The organism is Paenibacillus sp. V4I9, from assembly GCF_030817295.1.
Taxonomy (GTDB): Bacteria; Bacillota; Bacilli; order Paenibacillales; family NBRC-103111; genus Paenibacillus_E.
The window spans coordinates 7417215-7436068 of sequence record NZ_JAUSZE010000001.1 but is presented as its reverse complement, the minus strand read 5'-3'; the positions used below and the strand labels follow the sequence as shown (position 1 = coordinate 7436068).

Below are 18854 nucleotides of genomic sequence, written 5' to 3'. Positions count from 1 at the left end.
TAGAGGACAGTATATTCGCCAATAAGAAAGCTGCTTTCGAAATGCCGAAATCTTATGCTTTCTTATGTGGGGAGAAAAGGTTAATTCGTTAACAATTGATGCGCTCTTTTCTTGAGCGTGGTAGAGGAAATTGGAGAATAATACACTTTACTCTTCGTAACAACGAGTGATTTGCAATCTTCTTCGCCGATTTGCTCTGTTTTTTTATCTTTTAAAGCTTGCTGTATGAATTGTTTCGATATTTTGGAAGATTTCTCTATCGAGATATCGAAAATAGCAATCAGTTCGGATGCTCTAATAATTTTCTCTCCACCCAAATGAATAAACATGCTCCTCAGCTCCTGCCGCTTACATTTCCTTTCAAAACATGAAACACGGAAGCATGATCCAGTTGATCCAAATGGACACTCTCTAGACCTGTTGTTGTAATAAAAGTTTGGACTTTCTGCTGAAACGTGCGGATCAACTGTGTTTGTCTATACTCATCAAGCTCGGATAGCACATCATCCAGCAATAATAGGGGATACTCGCCAACTTCCTCATGAATAAGCTCTATTTCTGCAAGCTTAAGTGATAACGCTGTTGTTCGCTGCTGACCCTGTGATCCATACGTTTGGACTTCTTTGTCGTTGATGTAAAAAAGAAGATCGTCACGATGAGGGCCCACTAGCGTAACACCTCTTCGGAATTCCTGATCTCTAACCAATGATAACTTTATCATAAATTGGTCTAATAAAACAGATTCATCTTCAAACGGTGTTATATCAAAAGAGGGGGAATAGCGAATAAGAAGCTCCTCACTATCGTTCGTAATCCCTCTATGGATCGTTTCCGCCCATTGTTGTAGCTTCTTAATAAAGCTTTGACGTTTTTTCATAATTTTAACACCATACTGTGCTAATTGTTCATTCCAAATGTCTAACATCGCGTCTGGCGCGGTTTTTCCTGGAAAAGATTGCTTTAAATAATTATTCCGCTGCACCAATATTTTCTGATATTGCGATAAATCATGCAGATAGGAGGGCTGTACTTGGCCAATCTCCATATCGAGGAAACGCCTTCTAATACCAGGAGTTCCTTTGACAATCTCTAAGTCTTCCGGTGCAAACATGACCACGTTCAAAGCACCGATAAAGTTACTAAGCTTCTTTTGTTCAAGGCCATTGATTTTCGCTTTTTTACCTTTGGTCGAAATGGAGAGATCCAGCTTACAGCTGCCATATCGCTTCTGAATTTCCGCATGCAGCTGCGTCTGCTCACCGTTCCAGCCAATTAATTCTTTATCCTGATGGGTGCGATGTGATTTCGTCATGGCCATTACATAGATTGATTCCAACAAATTAGTTTTACCTTGGGCGTTAGGTCCAACGAATATATTCACATTGCTATCCGTTGTTAGCTCAATCTGGTCGTAATTTCTGTAATGACTGAGTACGAGTCTGTTCAAAAACATGGGTGGCCATCCTCCTGGGTTAATCCGATCAGGAGCTAACGACTTCGAATTGTCCGAAACCCTCCACGGTTACCACATCTTGCGGCACGAGTTTCCGGCCTCTACGATTTTCAGCTTGTCCGTTCACTTCAATTTTTGTATCCACAACAAAAAATTTGGCTTGTCCACCTGTGGATATACAGTCCGATAATTTCAGAAACTGTCCAAGTGTAATATAGTCCGTATTTATGGGGATCTGTTTCATATAGCGCACTCCTTAATTCGTTGTTCGATACGGCAAAATAAGCTGCAGAATGTTTGTGGAATCTTGAGGCTTCATGATGATTGGCTGCATAGCTCCAGTAAATCCGATGTGAATGAACTCGGAATCAAGAACTTTAAGCGCATCGAGCATATATTTGGAGTTAAAAGAGATTTTGAGTAACTCACCAGCAATATGCTGCAGGTTAATTTGCTCAGTTACTTTTCCAAGCTCGGAAGAACTTGAAGAAATCTCAATCGTCTGGTCTTCAAGCATCATCATTTTAACAATGTTCGTTTTATCTTCTCTAGAAAGTAAATAAGCACGGTCGATGGCTTCAGCCAATTCTTTGGTTGGTACGACCATTTCGGTTTGAAAAGATTGCGGAATCAGCTTTGATGTATCCGGGTAGGTTCCGTCTAAAATGCGAGAATAGAACAAAATCGAATGAATTTTGAATAAAACCTGATTGTCTGAAATAACTATATCTATAAGGGAATTTTGATCAGGCAAAATTTTGCTTAATTCATTCAAAGTTCGGCCTGCGATAACAATGTTCGGAAGTTGATGGGCATTATCGTTATCAACCGTTACTTCTCTGCTTGCGAGTCGATGACGATCACAAGCAATAAATTTCAATTTATCACCTGAGATGTTCCAGAGCACACCCGTAAGAATAGGCGTCGATTCATTCGTTGATACGGCATAAGAAGTTTGCTTAATCATTGTTTTCAGCAAATCGCTAGGCAAACGCAGCATTTTACTTTCTTCGATTTCGGGCAGAAGCGGGTATTCATCGGGATCGAGCCCCATGATTTGAATCTCAGAAGAACCAGAACGAATAATGGTTTGAAAGTTATTTCTTACTTCGATTTCGATTAATTGTGCAGGTAGCTTACGAATAATTTCGACGAAGAATTTGGCTGGAAGAACGACACTACCGGCTTGAAATAGTTCAATAATTTTAATCTTGTCATTTTCACTAGGGGTAAAGCTTTGAATGGAAATATCCGTATCGCTTGCTGTAAGGGTTACACCGCTTAAGGTTGCATCTATTTTGATCCCTGTAAGGATAGGTATTGTTGTACGAGAGGATATGGCTTTGGAAACGTGACCAATGGATTCAATTAAATGGTCTTTTAGGATGGTTAATTTCATGATTTCACTCCTGTGGTTCTTTTTTTCATTGCGTTAGCATAATCATTATATAATAACATTCTTTATTAGTAATAGCAGTAGGGGCTCTGGATATGTGGATATGTGGATGAACCTTATATAAATCAAGCCTATCCACATGTGAATAGATTGTGCATAGGCTTACCCAAAATTAAATGTTATCAAGAGGGGTTCTTGATGCGTTCTGTCAGATTATGAACGATCTTGTAAAGATCCTGATCTACTTTTAATTGTTGTGATATTTTATCATGGGCATGGATAACCGTTGTATGGTCACGGCCACCAAAATTATCTCCGATTTTCGGCAAAGAGAAGTCCGTCAGCTCACGTGCCAGGTACATCGCGACCTGTCTAGGAAATGCGACGGCTTTTGTTCGTTTACGGGCTTTGAAATCCTCTAGCTTTAAACCATAGAATTCTCCAACCCGCTGCTGAATATCCTGTATCGTGATTACCCGTGGTCGATTCGATGGAATAATATCTTTCAATGCTTCGGCTGTTAGATGCACACTAATATCCTGATTAATAAGGGATGAGTACGCAACAACTCGAATCAAAGCACCTTCAAGCTCACGAATATTCGTATCGATTTGGTTCGCGATATAGATCATCGCTTCATTCGGAATCTCCAGATTCTCTGCTTTCGCTTTCTTGCGGAGAATGGCGATGCGTGTTTCCAAATCAGGGGGCTGAATATCTGTAATTAATCCCCACTCAAATCTAGAGCGTAACCGATCTTCCAGGGTTGGAATTTCTTTGGGCGGCCGGTCACTAGAGATAATAATTTGTTTGCCTTCTTCATGAAGCGCGTTAAATGTATGGAAAAACTCCTCCTGCGTACCTTCTTTACCAGCGAGGAATTGAATATCATCAATCAAAAGTACATCGATCGTTCTATATTTATTACGAAATCCTTCACCGCGGTTATCACGAACCGCATTAATAAATTCATTCGTAAACTTTTCTGATGAAATATATAAAACACGTGCCCCAGGGTTATGTTCTAACACATAATGGCCAATGGCATGCATTAAATGGGTCTTACCTAAACCAACTCCTCCATAAAGAAAGAGGGGATTATAAGCTTTAGCTGGTGCCTCGGCAACAGCCAAGGATGCAGCATGAGCGAATCGATTGCCGGATCCGATAACGAACGTATCAAAGGTATACCTAGCATTCATCATATTGGTGAAATTTTCTTCACCTGTAACAATCGCAGGACCTTTAGGTGGGAAAACAGCTGGCTGAACCGCTGTAGACTGAGATTTCTGATCTTCCGTTTCAATGATAAATTTCACAGAAACTTGTTTACCCGTAAAGTCATAAATGGTTCCTTCAATAAGCTTGGTATAACGGCTTTCGAGCCATTCCTGGGCAAAATTGTTGGGCGCACAAATAACGACAGTTGAATCATTGAATACTGTCGCTTTGGTTGATTTAAGCCAAGTGTCGAAGCTTGGTTTACTGAGCTTAGTTTGAATAATCGTTAAAATTTGCTGCCATAAGTCCGTAGAATGGCCTTCCACAGTAATTCACTCCTTTGAAATCAAACATGTGGCATAAAGGCCAGTAAAGATATGTTCGGTTTATAAAGCTTTATTGTTAAATCTCGAAAATAAGCAATTCACTTTACACGATGGCTTAATCGAAATCTGTATATAGCTTACTCGGTTAACAACGAAAAGAACCTTATATGTCTGATGCGGTCAAGAAAGGACGATTTTTGTCGATTTTATCCACATTATTAAGGATCGGTTGAAATGACTTATTCTTGTAGAGGGAAAATTGTTCACAATGTTATCCACAGGTTGTTGATAAGTCGGAGGGTTAGTGGTGTCTATCCACAACAGAAACATTATCATCTTATCAAAAGATTACTTGTTAATCAACGGATTGTTTGATATTATCCACATTTACAACAAGTTGTGCATAGATTTTGTTCACAACACAAGATATTGTTGATATTATGTTAATTTTCGACAAGCTTCTCTGTTGGGGAGTAAAATTTTATACACAGGTTATTCTTTTTTTATTTTTTACTGAGGAAATGTCTTCTTCACCTGTACACTCAGGTAGGTTGACTTTCTGCTGTGGAAATGATTTAATGAGTAGTAGAAATTTTGTAGGATGGATATCCTCAGGTAGGGAGGTGCTATAGATGGGTCCGACGTTTAACCCGAATACGAGAAAGCGTAAGAAGAATCATGGTTTCCGTAAAAGAATGAGCACGAAGAACGGTCGTAAAGTTCTGCAAGCTCGTCGTCTTAAAGGAAGAAAAATTCTTAGCGCGTAAAAATGAGGCTCCGGAAGGGGCTTTTTTTTTTGCATTTTGAGGGATTGGTTTATATGGGGATAATTCTGTTAAAACTATATAAGCTAACTAATATTGTATTGAACTTAACTTAATCACGGAGTCATTTGTCTGGAGCGTACATAATTGTGGAAAAAGTATATAGATTAGCTAAAAGAGAAGACTTCAATAAGGTATATCGGTATGGGAAGTCGATGGCCAATCATCAATTCGTTCTATATTATTTGCCCCAACCTAAATTGGAACAGTTTCGTCTTGGCGTGTCTGTGAGTAAAAAGGTAGGCAATGCTGTCGTTCGAAACCGGCTCAGACGAATGATGAAGGAAATTATCCGTTTGAAAAAAGAGAATATGACGCCACACTATGACTACATCTTATTGGCTAGAAAACCAGTGGTTGAAATGGACTATGCCGAGATGGAGAAAAGTATCTGGCATGTGATTCGCAAGGCTTCTTTATTAAAAAGAAATGATGTCATTAAAAAGTAACGTAATATTTCCTTGCGGGCTGAAGATGTGTTATAGTTTATGATGGAAAAGATATTTAGGAGGATCTCATTTTGACTCGTCGAATTTATATGCTAGCTTCACTCTCTGCGTTGATCTTATTACTGTCCGGATGTAGTCCGTCAAGTGCAGCTATGGCACCTATTGATCCGAATACCGCAGGTTTTTTTGTTAAATATTTTGTGTACCCGCTTTCCAGAACGCTGGACTGGTTCGCTGATCATTTATGGGGTCAATACGGATTATCCATCTTGGTCGTTACCTTGATCATTCGTTTAATTATTTTGCCGCTTACACTTAAGCAGTACAAAAGTTCCAAACGGATGCAGGATCTACAGCCAGAGATGAAGAAGCTCAAAGAAAAGTATAAAGATGATGCGAAGAAACAGCAGGAAGAAACCATGAAGCTGTTTCAGCAAAATGGTGTGAATCCATTAGCAGGATGTTTCCCAATCATTGTTCAAATGCCAATTCTAATTGCTCTTTATCAAGCGATTATGCGTAATGATCACATCCGTGAACATACTTTCCTATGGATGAATCTTGGACAACCGGATCACCTGTACATTCTTCCACTGATTGCCGCGGCAACAACTTTCGTTCAACAAATGTTTATGTCTTCCCAAATGAATCAACAAATGAAAAGCTTATTATATATTTTCCCAGTTATGATTTTCGTGATGTCCATGAATTTCGCAGCTGCTCTTCCGCTTTACTGGATTTACGGTAACATTTTCACAATCATTCAGTCTTACTTTATTTATGGTTCTCCTGCATCGCAAAAGTCGGGGCAAAAAAATAAGGGTGGCCTGTCCAAATGAAAAAAATTGTGGTGACTGGAAAGACTATTGAGCTAGCGGTTAAATCCGGTTTATCTCAATGGCAAGTTTCCGAGGATCGTGTAAACATTCATATTTTGGAGCAACCCTCTCGAGGGTGGTTCGGATTTATTGGTACCAAAGAAGCTAAAGTAGAGCTTGAATTGATTCCAGATCCACTTGAGGAAGCCATTGCTTTCTTACAAGATATGTTCGCAGCGATGCAGATTTCCATCACCATAGATACGCGTAAAGATCGTGAAGGCTACATTTTGAATATGAGTGGCTCTGAATTAGGTATTCTGATCGGTAAAAGAGGACAAACACTGGATGCTTTGCAGTATTTGGTGAATATCGTTGCAAACCGGTATGCGAATTCTCATTTTCGTATTATCCTAGATGCGGAAAATTTCAGGGATAGACGTAAGAAGACATTGGAGGAGCTCGCAGTTAGGCTCGCCAATCGTGTAATTAAGTCCAAAAAAGAAGTGATTCTTGAACCCATGAATTCTCAGGAACGAAAGATTATTCATGCTGAGTTACAGGGACATCCAGTTGTAAAAACATACAGTAAAGGCGAAGAACCGAACCGTAGGGTGGTTATCGCTGTCAAATAAAGCTACCGCAATGACTTTGATCATGTCATTGCTTTTTCTTTAAGATGAGGTAAATTCGAGGTGTAAATATTATGTTAAATGATACGATTGCTGCTATTTCTACACCGCTTGGTGAGGGTGGGATAGCGGTTATTCGTGTGAGCGGAGACGAAGCTGTTCCACTCGTGGAACGTATTTTTCGCTCTAAAACGAAATTATCTGTTGCTGAGACGCATACGGTACATTATGGATTCATAATAGAACCTGCTTCTGCCCAAAAGGTAGAGGAGGTTCTAGTTACGTTAATGAAAGCTCCGCGTTCATTTACGATGGAAGATGTCGTGGAGGTCAGTTGTCACGGGGGCATTGTCTCTGTGAAGAAAGTGCTTGATCTATTGCTGCAGCAGGGAGTTCGGTTAGCTGAACCCGGTGAGTTCACGAAGCGAGCATTCTTGAATGGTCGGATTGATCTGACTCAGGCTGAAGCGGTGATCGATTTAATCCGGGCCAAATCGGATAGGGCTTTCAAGGTAGCTTTGAAGCAAGTTGAAGGAAATTTGTCAAAGCAAATCAAGCATTTACGGCATGTATTAGTGGAATTGATGGCTCACGTGGAAGTGAATATTGATTATCCGGAGCATGACGTAGAAGAAATGACGAACACTTTCATAAAGAGCAAGTGTGATACGGTAATGCTTGAAATTGACCGTCTTTTGATAACCGCGGAGCAAGGGAAGATATTGCGAGAAGGTATTGAAACGGCCATTGTAGGTAAGCCGAATGTCGGTAAATCATCGCTTCTCAACGAATTAGCGCAGGAGAATCGTGCAATTGTTACGGATATTCCAGGTACAACAAGGGATGTTATTGAGGAATTCGTGAATATTGGCGGTATTCCTTTAAAGCTGCTGGATACTGCGGGCATTAGGGAAACGTCAGATCTTGTCGAACAAATCGGAGTTGAGCGTTCGAAGACTGCTTTAGCTGAAGCAGATCTTATTTTGTTAGTGCTCAACAGTAATGAAGAGCTTGAATTCGACGAAATTGCGCTGATGAAACAATTAGCTGATAAGCAAACGATTGTTATTTTGAATAAGACGGATTTAGCTAGAAAGCTGAATGTCGAACAAGTACTAAGTTATTTTCCACAGGAACGTATTGTTGAGTTATCACTGATTGAGAATAAAGGTATTGAAGATTTGGAAAAAGCGATCGCGGCAATTTTCTTTGAGGGTAAACTAGAATCAAGCGATTTGACGTATGTTAGTAATGTTCGTCATATTTCGCTGTTGAAACAAGCTAAACGCTCGTTACAAGATGCACTTGATGCTAATGAACAATATGTTCCTATTGATATGATACAAATTGATATTCGAGCAGCTTGGGAGCAGCTTGGAGAGATTATTGGCGATTCAGTCGGAGAATCATTGATCGATCAAATATTTACACAATTTTGCTTAGGAAAATGAAAACGACAGCATTTGCGTTTTCATAAAAGAGGGAGGGACGTTTATTATGGGATATCATGCAGGTGATTATGATGTTATTGTCATCGGCGCCGGACACGCAGGTTGTGAATCTGCACTGGCCTCAGCACGCATGGGTTGTAATACGCTTTTATTAACGATTAATTTAGACATGGTCGCATTCATGCCTTGCAATCCATCTATTGGTGGTCCTGCGAAGGGCCACGTTGTTCGTGAAATTGACGCGCTTGGTGGCGAAATGGGTCGTAACATCGACAAAACGTTTATTCAAATGCGGATGTTGAATACAGGGAAAGGCCCCGCGGTACATGCGCTGCGCGCACAAGCGGACAAATTTGCGTATCAACATAAAATGAAAGAAACAATTGAAGCGACTCCAAACTTGACGTTACGTCAAGGTATGGCCGAAGAGCTCATTGTTGAAGGTGGCGTATGTAAGGGCGTTATCACTAAAACAGGCGCTGAATATTACTCTAAAGCAATTGTATTAACGACGGGGACTTATTTAAGAGGGAAAGTTATTATGGGCGAACTGATGTATGAGAGCGGACCAAATAATCAGCAGCCTTCTGTTAAATTATCGGAATCCTTGCGTAAACTCGGTTTTGATCTTGTTCGGTTCAAAACAGGGACACCGCCGCGCGTTCACAAGGATACAATTGATTTTAGCAAAACGGAAATTCAACCGGGTGATGATGAACCTAAATTTTTCTCATTTGAGACAAAAGCTGAGGTTGGTGGTAATGAGCAGCTGCCATGTTGGTTAACGTACACGTCTGAGGAAACGCACAACATTATTAATTCTAATTTACATCGTGCTCCGATGTTCTCGGGGGCTATTGAAGGAACAGGTCCAAGGTATTGCCCATCCATTGAGGATAAAATAGTTCGATTCGCTGATAAACCTAAGCATCAAATCTTTCTAGAGCCAGAGGGACGTAATACTTCGGAATATTATGTTCAAGGGTTATCAACAAGCATGCCGGAAGATGTACAATTGGGCATACTGCGTTCAATCCCTGGTTTAGAGAAAGTGGAAATGATGCGTACCGGTTATGCCATTGAATATGATGCGGTAGTTCCTACTCAGTTGAAACCTTCATTGGAGGCGAAATTGGTAAGTGGATTATTCACTGCTGGACAAATTAATGGAACATCGGGATACGAGGAAGCTGCTGGTCAAGGGATTATGGCTGGGATTAATGCGGCTCGTAAAGTTCAAGAGAAAGAAGCTATCATTCTGGATAGATCGGAAGGGTATATCGGCGTTTTAATTGATGATCTTGTAACGAAGGGTACGAATGAACCTTATCGTTTATTAACATCTCGCGCAGAGTATCGTTTGCTTCTTCGTCATGATAATGCTGATCTAAGACTAACACCAATTGGTCACGAAATTGGGCTAATTTCAGACGAACGATTCGCAGCATTTTTAAATAAGAAGGCTTTGATTGATCAAGAAATTGAACGTCTGACTAACGTTAAGGTGAAACCAGAACCTCATGTGCAGGAATTACTAGAAAGTCTGGAAAGTGTGCAGTTGAACAATTCTGTGCCAGCTATTTCGTTACTTCGTCGTCCTGAGATTGAATATAAGCATATTGAACAAATGACTCCTTCTCCACTTGAGCTTGACGATGAAATGAAAGAACAAGTAGGGATTCAAGTGAAATATGCTGGTTACATCGAAAAACAAAGCAATCAAGTTGAACGTTTGCGCAAGATGGAAAAGAAGAAGATTCCTGATGACATCGAGTATAGCGAAATACACGGAATTGCGACGGAAGCTAAGCAGAAGTTAGCTAAAATTCGACCGATATCTATTGGTCAAGCATCTCGTATCGGTGGCGTTACACCTTCGGATATTTCAATCCTGCTTGTTTATTTGGAACACTACAACAGAGTCATTGCGGCTAGAGGTTAATTCATGGATGATATTCAACAACAATTTGTTCAATTATTAGAAAAACAACAAATTACTCTTTCTACATTACAGCTTGATCAATTTGAGTTGTATTACAAGACTCTTGTTGAGTGGAACGAGAAAATGAATTTAACGGGTATTACAGAGAGAGATCAGGTTTACTTGAAACATTTCTATGATTCTCTTTCTGTTTCTTTTAATTATCATATAGGACAAGTATCATCCGTTGCTGATATTGGCTCTGGAGCTGGATTTCCGAGTATTCCTTTGAAAATTGCTTTTCCACATCTTAAAATTACGATCGTTGATTCTTTGAATAAACGCATCTTGTTTTTAAGAGAGTTAGTTACGCAACTTGGGCTTACGGATACCGAATGTGTTCATGGTAGAGCAGAAGACATTGCTAGATTACCTAAGTATCGGGATCAATTTGATTTGGTTACAGCTAGAGCTGTTGCACGATTGCAGGTTTTAAATGAATTTTGTCTTCCTTTTGTTAAGAAGGGTGGAACGTTCATTGCAATGAAAGGTTCAGAGATTGATGAGGAACTAAGTGAGGCTTCATTCAGTTTAGCAGAGTTAAGAGGGAAGGTAGTCAAGGTGAATCGTATGCAGCTACCGATTGAGGGATCGATCCGGCATTTTGTAGAGATTCATAAACTAGCATCGACTCCCGCTAAGTATCCTAGAAAAGCAGGTATCCCACTGAAAGAGCCTTTAGTCAAATTGTGAATTTGTTCCACGTGAAACATTTACATGGATTCGAGTGTCAAATAGAAGGAAATAGGGACTCTATGTTGAATTAATAATAGAGTGAATTTAACCCAATAGATAAGCAATTTTAAGAGATTGCACTTGTATTACTTCGACGTAATATTGGCAAAATGTTTTCGTTCGTTGAAAAGAAAGTATAAGTATAAGTATATATTTTTGCTTCGCATCAACCTTGACAAACGCATTCGTCCGTTAAGGACGAAGGTGTCGTTTATCCTTGTGTAGGACGAAGAGGTCGTCTATCTCTGGATCATTTTGGTCGCTTAAACTACGGGAAGAGTTGGTGGTAAGTTTTCCTATGAAAGAACAAATTTCAAAGCTATTTGGCCTATCAGATCGATCAACGACTGACGAGGTCAAGAACATATCGGTTAATAGTATTATTCCAAGTCCCTATCAGCCAAGGTTGTTGTTTGATGATGATCGAATTGATGAACTCATGCAAACAATTCGAACTCATGGCATCATTCAGCCCATCGTTGTCAGAGTTAAAAACAACACGTTCGAGTTAATTGCCGGTGAACGACGTTTAAGGGCTGTTAAAAAGTTGGGTCTCGATACAATCCCTGCGATTGTACGTGATTTCAATGATTCTCAAGCAGCATCTATTGCTCTTATTGAAAATCTTCAGCGCGAAGGACTTACCTCAATAGAAGAGGCTGCTGCTTACCAACAATTAATAGAGATGCATGATTTAACGCAGGAAAGCTTAGCGCAGCGTCTCGGTAAAAGCCAATCGACGATTGCAAATAAAATCCGGTTATTACATTTAAGCGAACCTGTTAAGATGGCATTAATGGAACGTAAAATTACGGAACGTCATGCCAGAGCATTGTTGGCGCTTGATCAAGAAGAACTGCAAGTTAAAGTGCTTGAAGAAATCATCGCCAAAGAGTTGAATGTAAAGCAAACAGAAATAAAAATTAATTTCTTGAAGGAAGCAACTAAAATCAAGAAATCTCGACGCGTCTCTTTTTCGAAAGATGTTCGGTTAGCTTTAAATACAATTCGTCAATCCGTTGAAATGGTTTCGAGTTCTGGTTTAAATATTAATACGTCTGAGCAAGATCATGATGATCATTACGAAATTATAATTAAGATTCCTAAACGATAATAAGGCATTTATTGCTACCTTAAACGGCGCAAGCCGTTTTTTTTGCATCTTATGGACATAAACTATCAAATATTGATAAGGTAACTCGCCCATAGATATGTTAAGATAGTAATACTGCTTTAGTATGGCATTTGGAACATAAGCGATTGAGGTGAAATGGTTTTGTCTAAAATAATTGCAATAACAAATCAGAAGGGTGGCGTCGGTAAGACGACAACTTCTGTGAATTTAGGTGCTTCCCTAGCATCATTAGGGAAAAGGGTGCTTCTCGTTGACATCGACCCACAAGGCAACACAACAAGTGGCATCGGTGTAAACAAAGCGGATGTTGTTAATTGTATCTATGATGTACTAATTAATGATGTTCACCCCAAAGATGCAACGGTTGAAACCAACGTTCCAAATCTCAAAATAGTACCTGCAACGATTCAGTTAGCAGGAGCTGAAATAGAACTTGTTCCGACGATTTCAAGGGAAGTACGATTAAAGAAATCCCTCCAGTTAGTGAAACATTTATATGATTACATCCTTATTGATTGTCCTCCGTCACTAGGCCTTCTAACCATTAACTCATTAACTGCTGCCGATTCTGTCATTATCCCAATTCAATGTGAATACTACGCGCTTGAAGGATTAAGCCAGCTGCTCAATACAGTTCGTTTAGTTCAAAAGCATCTCAATACAGGGCTTCAAATTGAAGGCGTTTTGTTGACTATGTTCGATGCAAGAACTAACCTTGGTATACAGGTTATTGAAGAAGTTAAGAAATACTTCCAAACGAAAGTATACCAAACGATTATTCCAAGAAATGTTCGCTTAAGTGAAGCACCCAGTCATGGACAATCCATTATTACGTATGATCCTAGATCAAAAGGCGCGGAAGTGTATTTAGAGCTTGCGAAGGAAGTGATCTCTGTATGACCAAAGGCCTTTCTAAAGGTTTAGGTAAGGGATTGGATGCTTTAATTACTTCTTTACATATCGATGATAGTGATAAAGTTATCCAAATTCCATTATCTCAATTGAGAGCAAACCCTTATCAACCTAGAAAGAATTTCAATGAAGATAGCATTAGAGAATTAGCTGATTCAATCAAAGAACACGGTGTTATTCAACCGATCATCGTTCGTAAAGTTCTTAAAGGTTTTGAGATTATCGCTGGTGAGCGGAGATTCCGTGCTTCTCAAGTATCAGGGATGCCGACGATACCGGCTGTTGAAAGAAACTTCTCGGATCAGCAAGTAATGGAAATCGCTTTGATTGAAAATGTACAGCGTGAAGATCTCAATGCGATGGAAATTGCTTTTGCTTATCAAGGTATCATTGATCAGTTTTCTCTCACGCAAGAAGAGCTTTCTGCAAAGGTTGGAAAGAGTAGATCGCATATTGCTAACTTTCTGAGATTGCTGCAACTGCCTGATTCCATTAAACAATATGTTTCACGTGGAACATTATCAATGGGACATGCTAGAGCTATTGTGGGTGTGAAGGACGATAAGGTGAAAAAAGAACTCGCAGAAACAACCATTAGTAAACAATGGAGTGTACGTGAGCTTGAAGAAGCTGTGAAAACGTTGGAAGAGACACCAGGGCAAGAAAAAGAAAGAAGTAAGCAAAAAGAAAAGAATAGAGATCCATACATTAATCAAGCTGAAGATCAGTTGAGAGATATTTACCGCACGACGGTGAAAATTAAAAATCAGCAGGATAAAGGTAAGATTGAACTTCTCTACTATTCCAAAGACGATTTAAACCGTCTACTAGAATTACTTCAAGGTAAAATTTCTTAAAATTAGATAGCATACCGATGGTTTTCTTTCGAACTGAAAGATCAAACTAAGGTATGCTATATTTATGAGTTGATGAGTAAGTTTACAACTTAACGTGCTTCGTACCAACCTTACAAACCAGCTCGACTTTAAGGACGGGTTGAACCGTATATCCATGTGAGAGAGGTGACAAAATGACGGGTGTTATGTATTTTGATCAAGCGGCATCTTCATGGCCAAAACCACCTGCTGTTATGGATGCCATGATGCAATGTATGCAGGAGTTCGCAGCAAATCCAGGCAGAGGCAGTCATCAGATGGCAGTGAAAGCCAGTAGAGTATTATTTGAGACACGGAAAAATACGGCGCGTTTATTCGGGATTAGAAATCCTAATGATATATCGTTTGCACTAAATACAACCCATGCACTGAATCAAGCGATCAAAGGCTTCGTAAAAGCTGGAGACCACGTAATATGCACCAATATCGAGCATAACTCCGTGCGTAGACCTCTTGAATATTTGAAGGCCTCGGCTCAGGTTGAACTTACGTATATTCCTAGCGATGAACAAGGTAATATTCGATTAGATGAATTGAAGAAAGCATTTCAACCCAATACAACACTGGTCGTTGTCAATCATAGTTCAAATCTGTTGGGGACAATTATGCCAGTAGGTGAAATGGGAGACATCTGCCGTAATCAAGGCGTTAGGCTGCTCGTAGACGCGGCTCAGAGTGCCGGTATACTGCCTATTGATGTAGTGAGTATGAATATTGATATGCTGGCATTTCCGGGCCACAAGGGGCTCTTGGGGCCTCAGGGAACAGGTGGTTTATACATTCATCCGGACCTTGATTTAGAGCCACTATTACACGGAGGCACAGGGAGTCAATCGGAGGCCATACACCAACCCACCGTGCGACCAGATCGTTATGAAGCTGGGACGCAAAATACAGTTGGAATTGCGGGACTAAATGAAGGTGTGAAATTTGTCTGGGCTGAAACTGTAGAAAAGATTCATGAGAAAGAGTGGCGCCAAACTCAACTCCTGATGGAAGGTTTGCTGGGAATTGAAGGAGTCACGGTTCTTGGGCCAACGCTTGGACAAAATAAAACAGGAATTGTTTCCTTTAATATCAACGATGCGGATTCATCGGAAGTGGCCTTTATCCTGGATCAATCCTTTCAGATAGCCGTTCGTTCAGGCTATCATTGTACACCACTTGCCCATGAAGCTGCGGGAACTTTAGCTAAAGGTGCAGTAAGAGCGAGTATTGGTTATTTCACAACGGATCATGAAGTCGAAGCCTTGATTGATGCTGTAAAAGAGATTCAAACGCAGTATGCGAAGTAGAAAGAGGGATAAATCATGGGGGAACTGTTTGGCCTTGATGCTGGGGTCATTGTATTAACTTGTTTCGCATTAATCGTTGTGCTATTTATTTTCATATTAATTGTATCCATTAAATTAGCTTCCTTGCGTAAACAATATTCACAAATGATGAACGGGTCACAAGCAGAGAATATGGAACAGCTCATTATTGATATGCAAAAAGGATTAAATGAGCAAAAGGCCGAATCAATAGCGACTTCAGCCAGGGTTGAAACAATTCAAAAAGCATTGATGAAGACGAAGTCAAAAATCGCGATCCATCGCTATAATGCCTTCAATGAAGGTGGAAGTGATTTAAGCTTTACTATTGCTATATTGGATGATTATCAAGATGGGGTCATTCTGACGGGTATACATAGTCGCGAGCAGATGTATTTGTATGCTAAGCCAATTCAGAATGCACAATCAAGCTATACGCTAAGCCCTGAAGAAAAAGAAGCGATTAATCAAACTTTAAAGCAGCCGTAGCATTAGGGGTATAAGATTGTGTGCGGCGCAAAGCAGAATGAAGAGCATCACCAATGATATTGGCCATATTCATGACTAAGCTAAGCCGCGTGTTCTGAAGGACGAAATACTCCATAAATCCACCGACATTTACAATTCCGGTAACATGGATGTCACCAACTGGGGGCAAATCTTTATTAACACCAGCGCCCGGTTTAAGAGGTCCATCTGCAACTTGAATGCAACCGACGCTAGATACTTGACCAAGGCAAGCATCGATGGCAACGATGAAGGGGTTTTGAAACTGGTTATGGACTTTATCCACGGTTTCAGCTAAATTCATGGCATGGACAGGCTCATCTAAAGTGCCGAAAAGATGGAGGTTGCGGAGGTTGGTTGTTCGATTCAAATGAGAGCCAACTAGTGGTCCTAAGGAATCTCCAGTAGAACGATCGGTTCCTACACATATGACAACGATAGGTTGATAGGTTGGTAGTTTGCTAAAGATGGTGTGTAAATGCTTTGAGAGAAGAAAAGGGGTATCAGCATCTGTATGTTGAATCTTCAGTGGTTCTAGAACCGTATTTTTCACTCCATCGAAACCAAATTGGAATTTCATCGTATCCCTCCAAATGTTACTATTTTTTTTACTAGTATATGGAGAGATAGGGACATTTATACGTAGAAGAGGGGGACTTTCCCTGAAACTTTCAATCATGTTGCTAGCGTTCGATTCTACTCAACAAGCACTGAGGGCAGAAATGCTGCTAGAGTATGCAGATATCGAGATCGACATACGACCAACTCCGAAAGAAATCACCGCGGGCTGCGCACTGTCTATTGAATTCCCCGGAGAGAATTTAGAACAAGTAAGAGACATCATTCATTCTGAAAATGTGGAAATAAGAGGCATCTATTTTAAAAATGAGGATAAATATGTTACGATGGAATGAAATTAAGGGGGGCTGCAGATGGCCTTTGTAACTAAGTTTTTTGCAGATTTAGGTCAATGGATACACGAACATATAACTAAACCGGAAATGATAGCCTCGATATTTTGGATTATCGTTAAAATTATATTAATCTATGTAGTAGCTAAAATTTGTATAAAAATCGCTGATAAAACAATCGCTCATATGATTTCAGCCAGAGACAAGTCTCCGTTGAAATTTGATAGAAGAAGAACGAACACAATAGGAAGTCTCATACATAATCTAATAGCTTACACGATCAATCTTATATGCATTATGCTGATACTAGGGCAAGTTGGGCTGAATATAGGCCCTTTACTTGCTGGTGCAGGTGTACTCGGGCTAGCGATTGGTTTCGGAGCACAGAGTTTGGTGAAGGATGTAATAACAGGGTTCTTCATCATCTTTGAGGATCAATTCGGAGTGGGGGATGTCATTCAAATTGATCAATTCAAAGGTACAGTGGAAGAAATCGGGATTAGAGTGACCCGGATCAAGAGTTGGACAGGTGAAGTGCATATTATTCCGAATGGAAATATCAAACAAGTAACCAATTTTTCTACCTATAATTCACTTGCTGTAGTTGATGTAACGATTCCTCTTCATTTGGATATTGATAAAGCGACAGAAATCCTCAAGGAAACGGTGAAGCAAGTTCAGCTGCTTACCGATGATATTGTGAAAGAACCTGAGGTGCTTGGTGTTCAGATGGTAGGTACGACGGATTTGAAAATTCGTATTATCGCGGAGTGTAAGCCGACAAGACAATTTAATGTCACTAGACTTTTGAATATCGAAATTAAGAAGCAGCTCAATATCACCCAAATAGAAGTGCTATAACCCAAGAAAATAATGTCCGTAAATTCAAAAAAGGCGGTGGCAGACGAATGGAGAAGAAGCAGTATCAACTTGGCGATATTGTGCAAATGAAAAAGCCCCATCCGTGTGGCACCAATGAAATGGAAATCATTCGGATGGGTATGGATATTCGGATCAAATGTGTAGGCTGTAAACACAGTGTATTAGTGCCGAGAACGAAGTTCGAAAGTAAGCTAAAAAAAGTACTCCGATCGAATATAGAGATACAAGAAGAGTCCTCTTAATGGGTTCAGGAAAAACACTTGCGAGAGCCTGACTTTTTTGATACAATAAGTCCTGTTCTCGCTTTTCATGGAAAGGTACCCAAGTGGTCCAAGGGGGCTGACTCGAAATCAGTTAGGCGTCGCGAGGCGTGCGTGGGTTCGACTCCCACTCTTTCCGTACTCTAGTGGAACCAACAGCGTGAAACAAATTAAGAGCCTTTTACGTCTATGAAGACGTAGGGGGCTCTTTTGCTTTGGCAGTTAGGGGATAAAAGGCAAGGAAAGGAAGCAAAATAACCCCATATCTAGGCATAGGTAAAATGAAGGAGGTAGACCGTTATGAGAATTTGGTTAATGATGCTTCTGGTGCTAGCTGTGGTCATCACAGGGTGCTCCAAGAAGAACGAGGGGGGCACAGCAAGTCCTACTGCTGGTGGGACTGTACAGCCTTCTCCAGGGGCTTCTGCGACGCCTGGCGGGACAAGCGGTCCAACTGGTGGAACAGCTGCAACTGCGACACCAAAGGCCGGAGACAATGCGACGAAGGATGAGCCGCTTCCTAAGATAACGAAGGAACAGGCCGATAAAATAAGTATGACAGGCACTTACGATGACATGGTGAAGCTGACAGGATCCAAAGGTAAGTTGATTAAAGAAGAGAATGGAAAGAAAACGTATGACTTTGAGATATCCAATCAACCTGGTTATTATGTACAGCTTGTTTTCTTTGCGGATGGTAAGATATCGGAGAAGCGAGTTTATCAGAAATAACGAAGAAGGCCGCACACCCA

22 protein-coding genes and 1 tRNA gene are annotated in these 18854 nt (G+C 40.3%); 17 read left to right on the top strand and 6 right to left on the bottom strand.

Annotated features, from left to right (window positions below):
* Positions 1-80 precede the first annotated feature (80 nt).
* The 5 genes from remB to dnaA all read right to left on the bottom strand — a co-directional run bounded on the left by remB (position 81) and on the right by dnaA (position 4396).
* Positions 81-329, bottom strand: a complete 249-nt coding sequence (gene remB / locus QFZ81_RS34270; protein WP_047683999.1) for an extracellular matrix regulator RemB — start codon at positions 327-329, stop codon at positions 81-83.
* Between the two features lie 5 nt (positions 330-334).
* Positions 335-1453: a DNA replication/repair protein RecF gene (gene recF, locus QFZ81_RS34265; RefSeq protein WP_307436818.1), complete on the bottom strand. Its 1119-nt coding sequence runs from the start codon at positions 1451-1453 to the stop codon at positions 335-337.
* A 28-nt stretch (positions 1454-1481) separates the two neighbouring features.
* Complete coding sequence (gene yaaA / locus QFZ81_RS34260; RefSeq protein ID WP_047684005.1) at positions 1482-1697, bottom strand: S4 domain-containing protein YaaA; 216 nt, start codon at positions 1695-1697, stop codon at positions 1482-1484.
* Positions 1698-1709: 12 nt separating this feature from the next.
* Positions 1710-2852 carry a DNA polymerase III subunit beta gene (gene dnaN / locus QFZ81_RS34255; RefSeq protein WP_060645524.1) on the bottom strand — a complete coding sequence of 381 codons (1143 nt, stop codon included), beginning with the start codon at positions 2850-2852 and terminating at the stop codon, positions 1710-1712.
* Positions 2853-3031: 179 nt separating this feature from the next.
* On the bottom strand, positions 3032-4396 hold the full coding sequence (dnaA, locus tag QFZ81_RS34250; RefSeq protein ID WP_307436824.1) for a chromosomal replication initiator protein DnaA: 1365 nt from the start codon (positions 4394-4396) through the stop codon (positions 3032-3034).
* Between the two features lie 632 nt (positions 4397-5028).
* On the opposite strand from dnaA, the gene rpmH reads away from it, so the two are divergent.
* From rpmH to QFZ81_RS34190, 12 genes are all read left to right on the top strand, one after another.
* On the top strand, positions 5029-5163 hold the full coding sequence (gene rpmH / locus QFZ81_RS34245) for a 50S ribosomal protein L34 (RefSeq protein WP_029196162.1): 135 nt from the start codon (positions 5029-5031) through the stop codon (positions 5161-5163).
* Between the two features lie 146 nt (positions 5164-5309).
* Positions 5310-5669: a ribonuclease P protein component gene (gene rnpA / locus QFZ81_RS34240; RefSeq protein WP_307436834.1), complete on the top strand. Its 360-nt coding sequence runs from the start codon at positions 5310-5312 to the stop codon at positions 5667-5669.
* Positions 5670-5740: 71 nt separating this feature from the next.
* A complete protein-coding gene (gene yidC / locus QFZ81_RS34235; RefSeq protein WP_373462563.1) occupies positions 5741-6508 on the top strand; it encodes a membrane protein insertase YidC in 768 nt (255 codons plus the stop codon).
* Positions 6505-7122 carry an RNA-binding cell elongation regulator Jag/EloR gene (gene jag, locus QFZ81_RS34230; protein ID WP_171690525.1) on the top strand — a complete coding sequence of 206 codons (618 nt, stop codon included), beginning with the start codon at positions 6505-6507 and terminating at the stop codon, positions 7120-7122. The genes yidC and jag overlap by 4 nt, the downstream gene beginning before the upstream one ends.
* A gap of 71 nt (positions 7123-7193) precedes the next feature.
* Positions 7194-8570, top strand: a complete 1377-nt coding sequence (gene mnmE, locus QFZ81_RS34225; RefSeq protein ID WP_307606315.1) for a tRNA uridine-5-carboxymethylaminomethyl(34) synthesis GTPase MnmE — start codon at positions 7194-7196, stop codon at positions 8568-8570.
* A 46-nt stretch (positions 8571-8616) separates the two neighbouring features.
* On the top strand, positions 8617-10512 hold the full coding sequence (gene mnmG, locus QFZ81_RS34220) for a tRNA uridine-5-carboxymethylaminomethyl(34) synthesis enzyme MnmG (protein ID WP_307606313.1): 1896 nt from the start codon (positions 8617-8619) through the stop codon (positions 10510-10512).
* Positions 10513-10515: 3 nt separating this feature from the next.
* Positions 10516-11244, top strand: a complete 729-nt coding sequence (rsmG, locus tag QFZ81_RS34215; RefSeq protein WP_307436845.1) for a 16S rRNA (guanine(527)-N(7))-methyltransferase RsmG — start codon at positions 10516-10518, stop codon at positions 11242-11244.
* Positions 11245-11584: 340 nt separating this feature from the next.
* Positions 11585-12400: a nucleoid occlusion protein gene (gene noc / locus QFZ81_RS34210; RefSeq protein ID WP_307606310.1), complete on the top strand. Its 816-nt coding sequence runs from the start codon at positions 11585-11587 to the stop codon at positions 12398-12400.
* Between the two features lie 162 nt (positions 12401-12562).
* Positions 12563-13321 carry a ParA family protein gene (locus QFZ81_RS34205; protein ID WP_047684031.1) on the top strand — a complete coding sequence of 253 codons (759 nt, stop codon included), beginning with the start codon at positions 12563-12565 and terminating at the stop codon, positions 13319-13321.
* Complete coding sequence (locus tag QFZ81_RS34200) at positions 13318-14190, top strand: ParB/RepB/Spo0J family partition protein (protein ID WP_307436852.1); 873 nt, start codon at positions 13318-13320, stop codon at positions 14188-14190. The genes QFZ81_RS34205 and QFZ81_RS34200 overlap by 4 nt, the downstream gene beginning before the upstream one ends.
* A gap of 173 nt (positions 14191-14363) precedes the next feature.
* Positions 14364-15524: an aminotransferase class V-fold PLP-dependent enzyme gene (locus tag QFZ81_RS34195; RefSeq protein ID WP_307436855.1), complete on the top strand. Its 1161-nt coding sequence runs from the start codon at positions 14364-14366 to the stop codon at positions 15522-15524.
* A gap of 15 nt (positions 15525-15539) precedes the next feature.
* Positions 15540-16031: a DUF4446 family protein gene (locus QFZ81_RS34190; RefSeq protein WP_307436857.1), complete on the top strand. Its 492-nt coding sequence runs from the start codon at positions 15540-15542 to the stop codon at positions 16029-16031.
* On the opposite strand, the gene yyaC is transcribed toward QFZ81_RS34190, so the two are convergent.
* Positions 16006-16629, bottom strand: a complete 624-nt coding sequence (yyaC, locus tag QFZ81_RS34185; RefSeq protein WP_307436859.1) for a spore protease YyaC — start codon at positions 16627-16629, stop codon at positions 16006-16008. The genes QFZ81_RS34190 and yyaC overlap by 26 nt on opposite strands.
* A gap of 97 nt (positions 16630-16726) precedes the next feature.
* Here yyaC and QFZ81_RS34180 point away from each other — a divergent pair, with 97 nt between their 5' ends.
* From QFZ81_RS34180 to QFZ81_RS34160, 5 genes are all read left to right on the top strand, one after another.
* The gene (locus tag QFZ81_RS34180) at positions 16727-16963 is read left to right on the top strand and encodes a putative Se/S carrier protein (protein ID WP_082615209.1); all 237 of its coding nucleotides are present in this window, start codon (positions 16727-16729) and stop codon (positions 16961-16963) included.
* A gap of 18 nt (positions 16964-16981) precedes the next feature.
* Positions 16982-17821 (top strand): mechanosensitive ion channel family protein, encoded by an 840-nt coding sequence (locus QFZ81_RS34175; RefSeq protein ID WP_307436866.1) that lies wholly within the window; start codon positions 16982-16984, stop codon positions 17819-17821.
* Positions 17822-17868: 47 nt separating this feature from the next.
* The gene (locus QFZ81_RS34170; protein ID WP_307436869.1) at positions 17869-18084 is read left to right on the top strand and encodes a DUF951 domain-containing protein; all 216 of its coding nucleotides are present in this window, start codon (positions 17869-17871) and stop codon (positions 18082-18084) included.
* A gap of 69 nt (positions 18085-18153) precedes the next feature.
* Positions 18154-18241, top strand: a tRNA-Ser gene (locus QFZ81_RS34165).
* 161 nt (positions 18242-18402) lie between these two features.
* Entirely contained in the window at positions 18403-18834 is a 432-nt protein-coding gene (locus QFZ81_RS34160; protein WP_307436873.1) for a hypothetical protein, read from the top strand.
* The last annotated feature ends 20 nt before the right edge of the window (positions 18835-18854 follow it).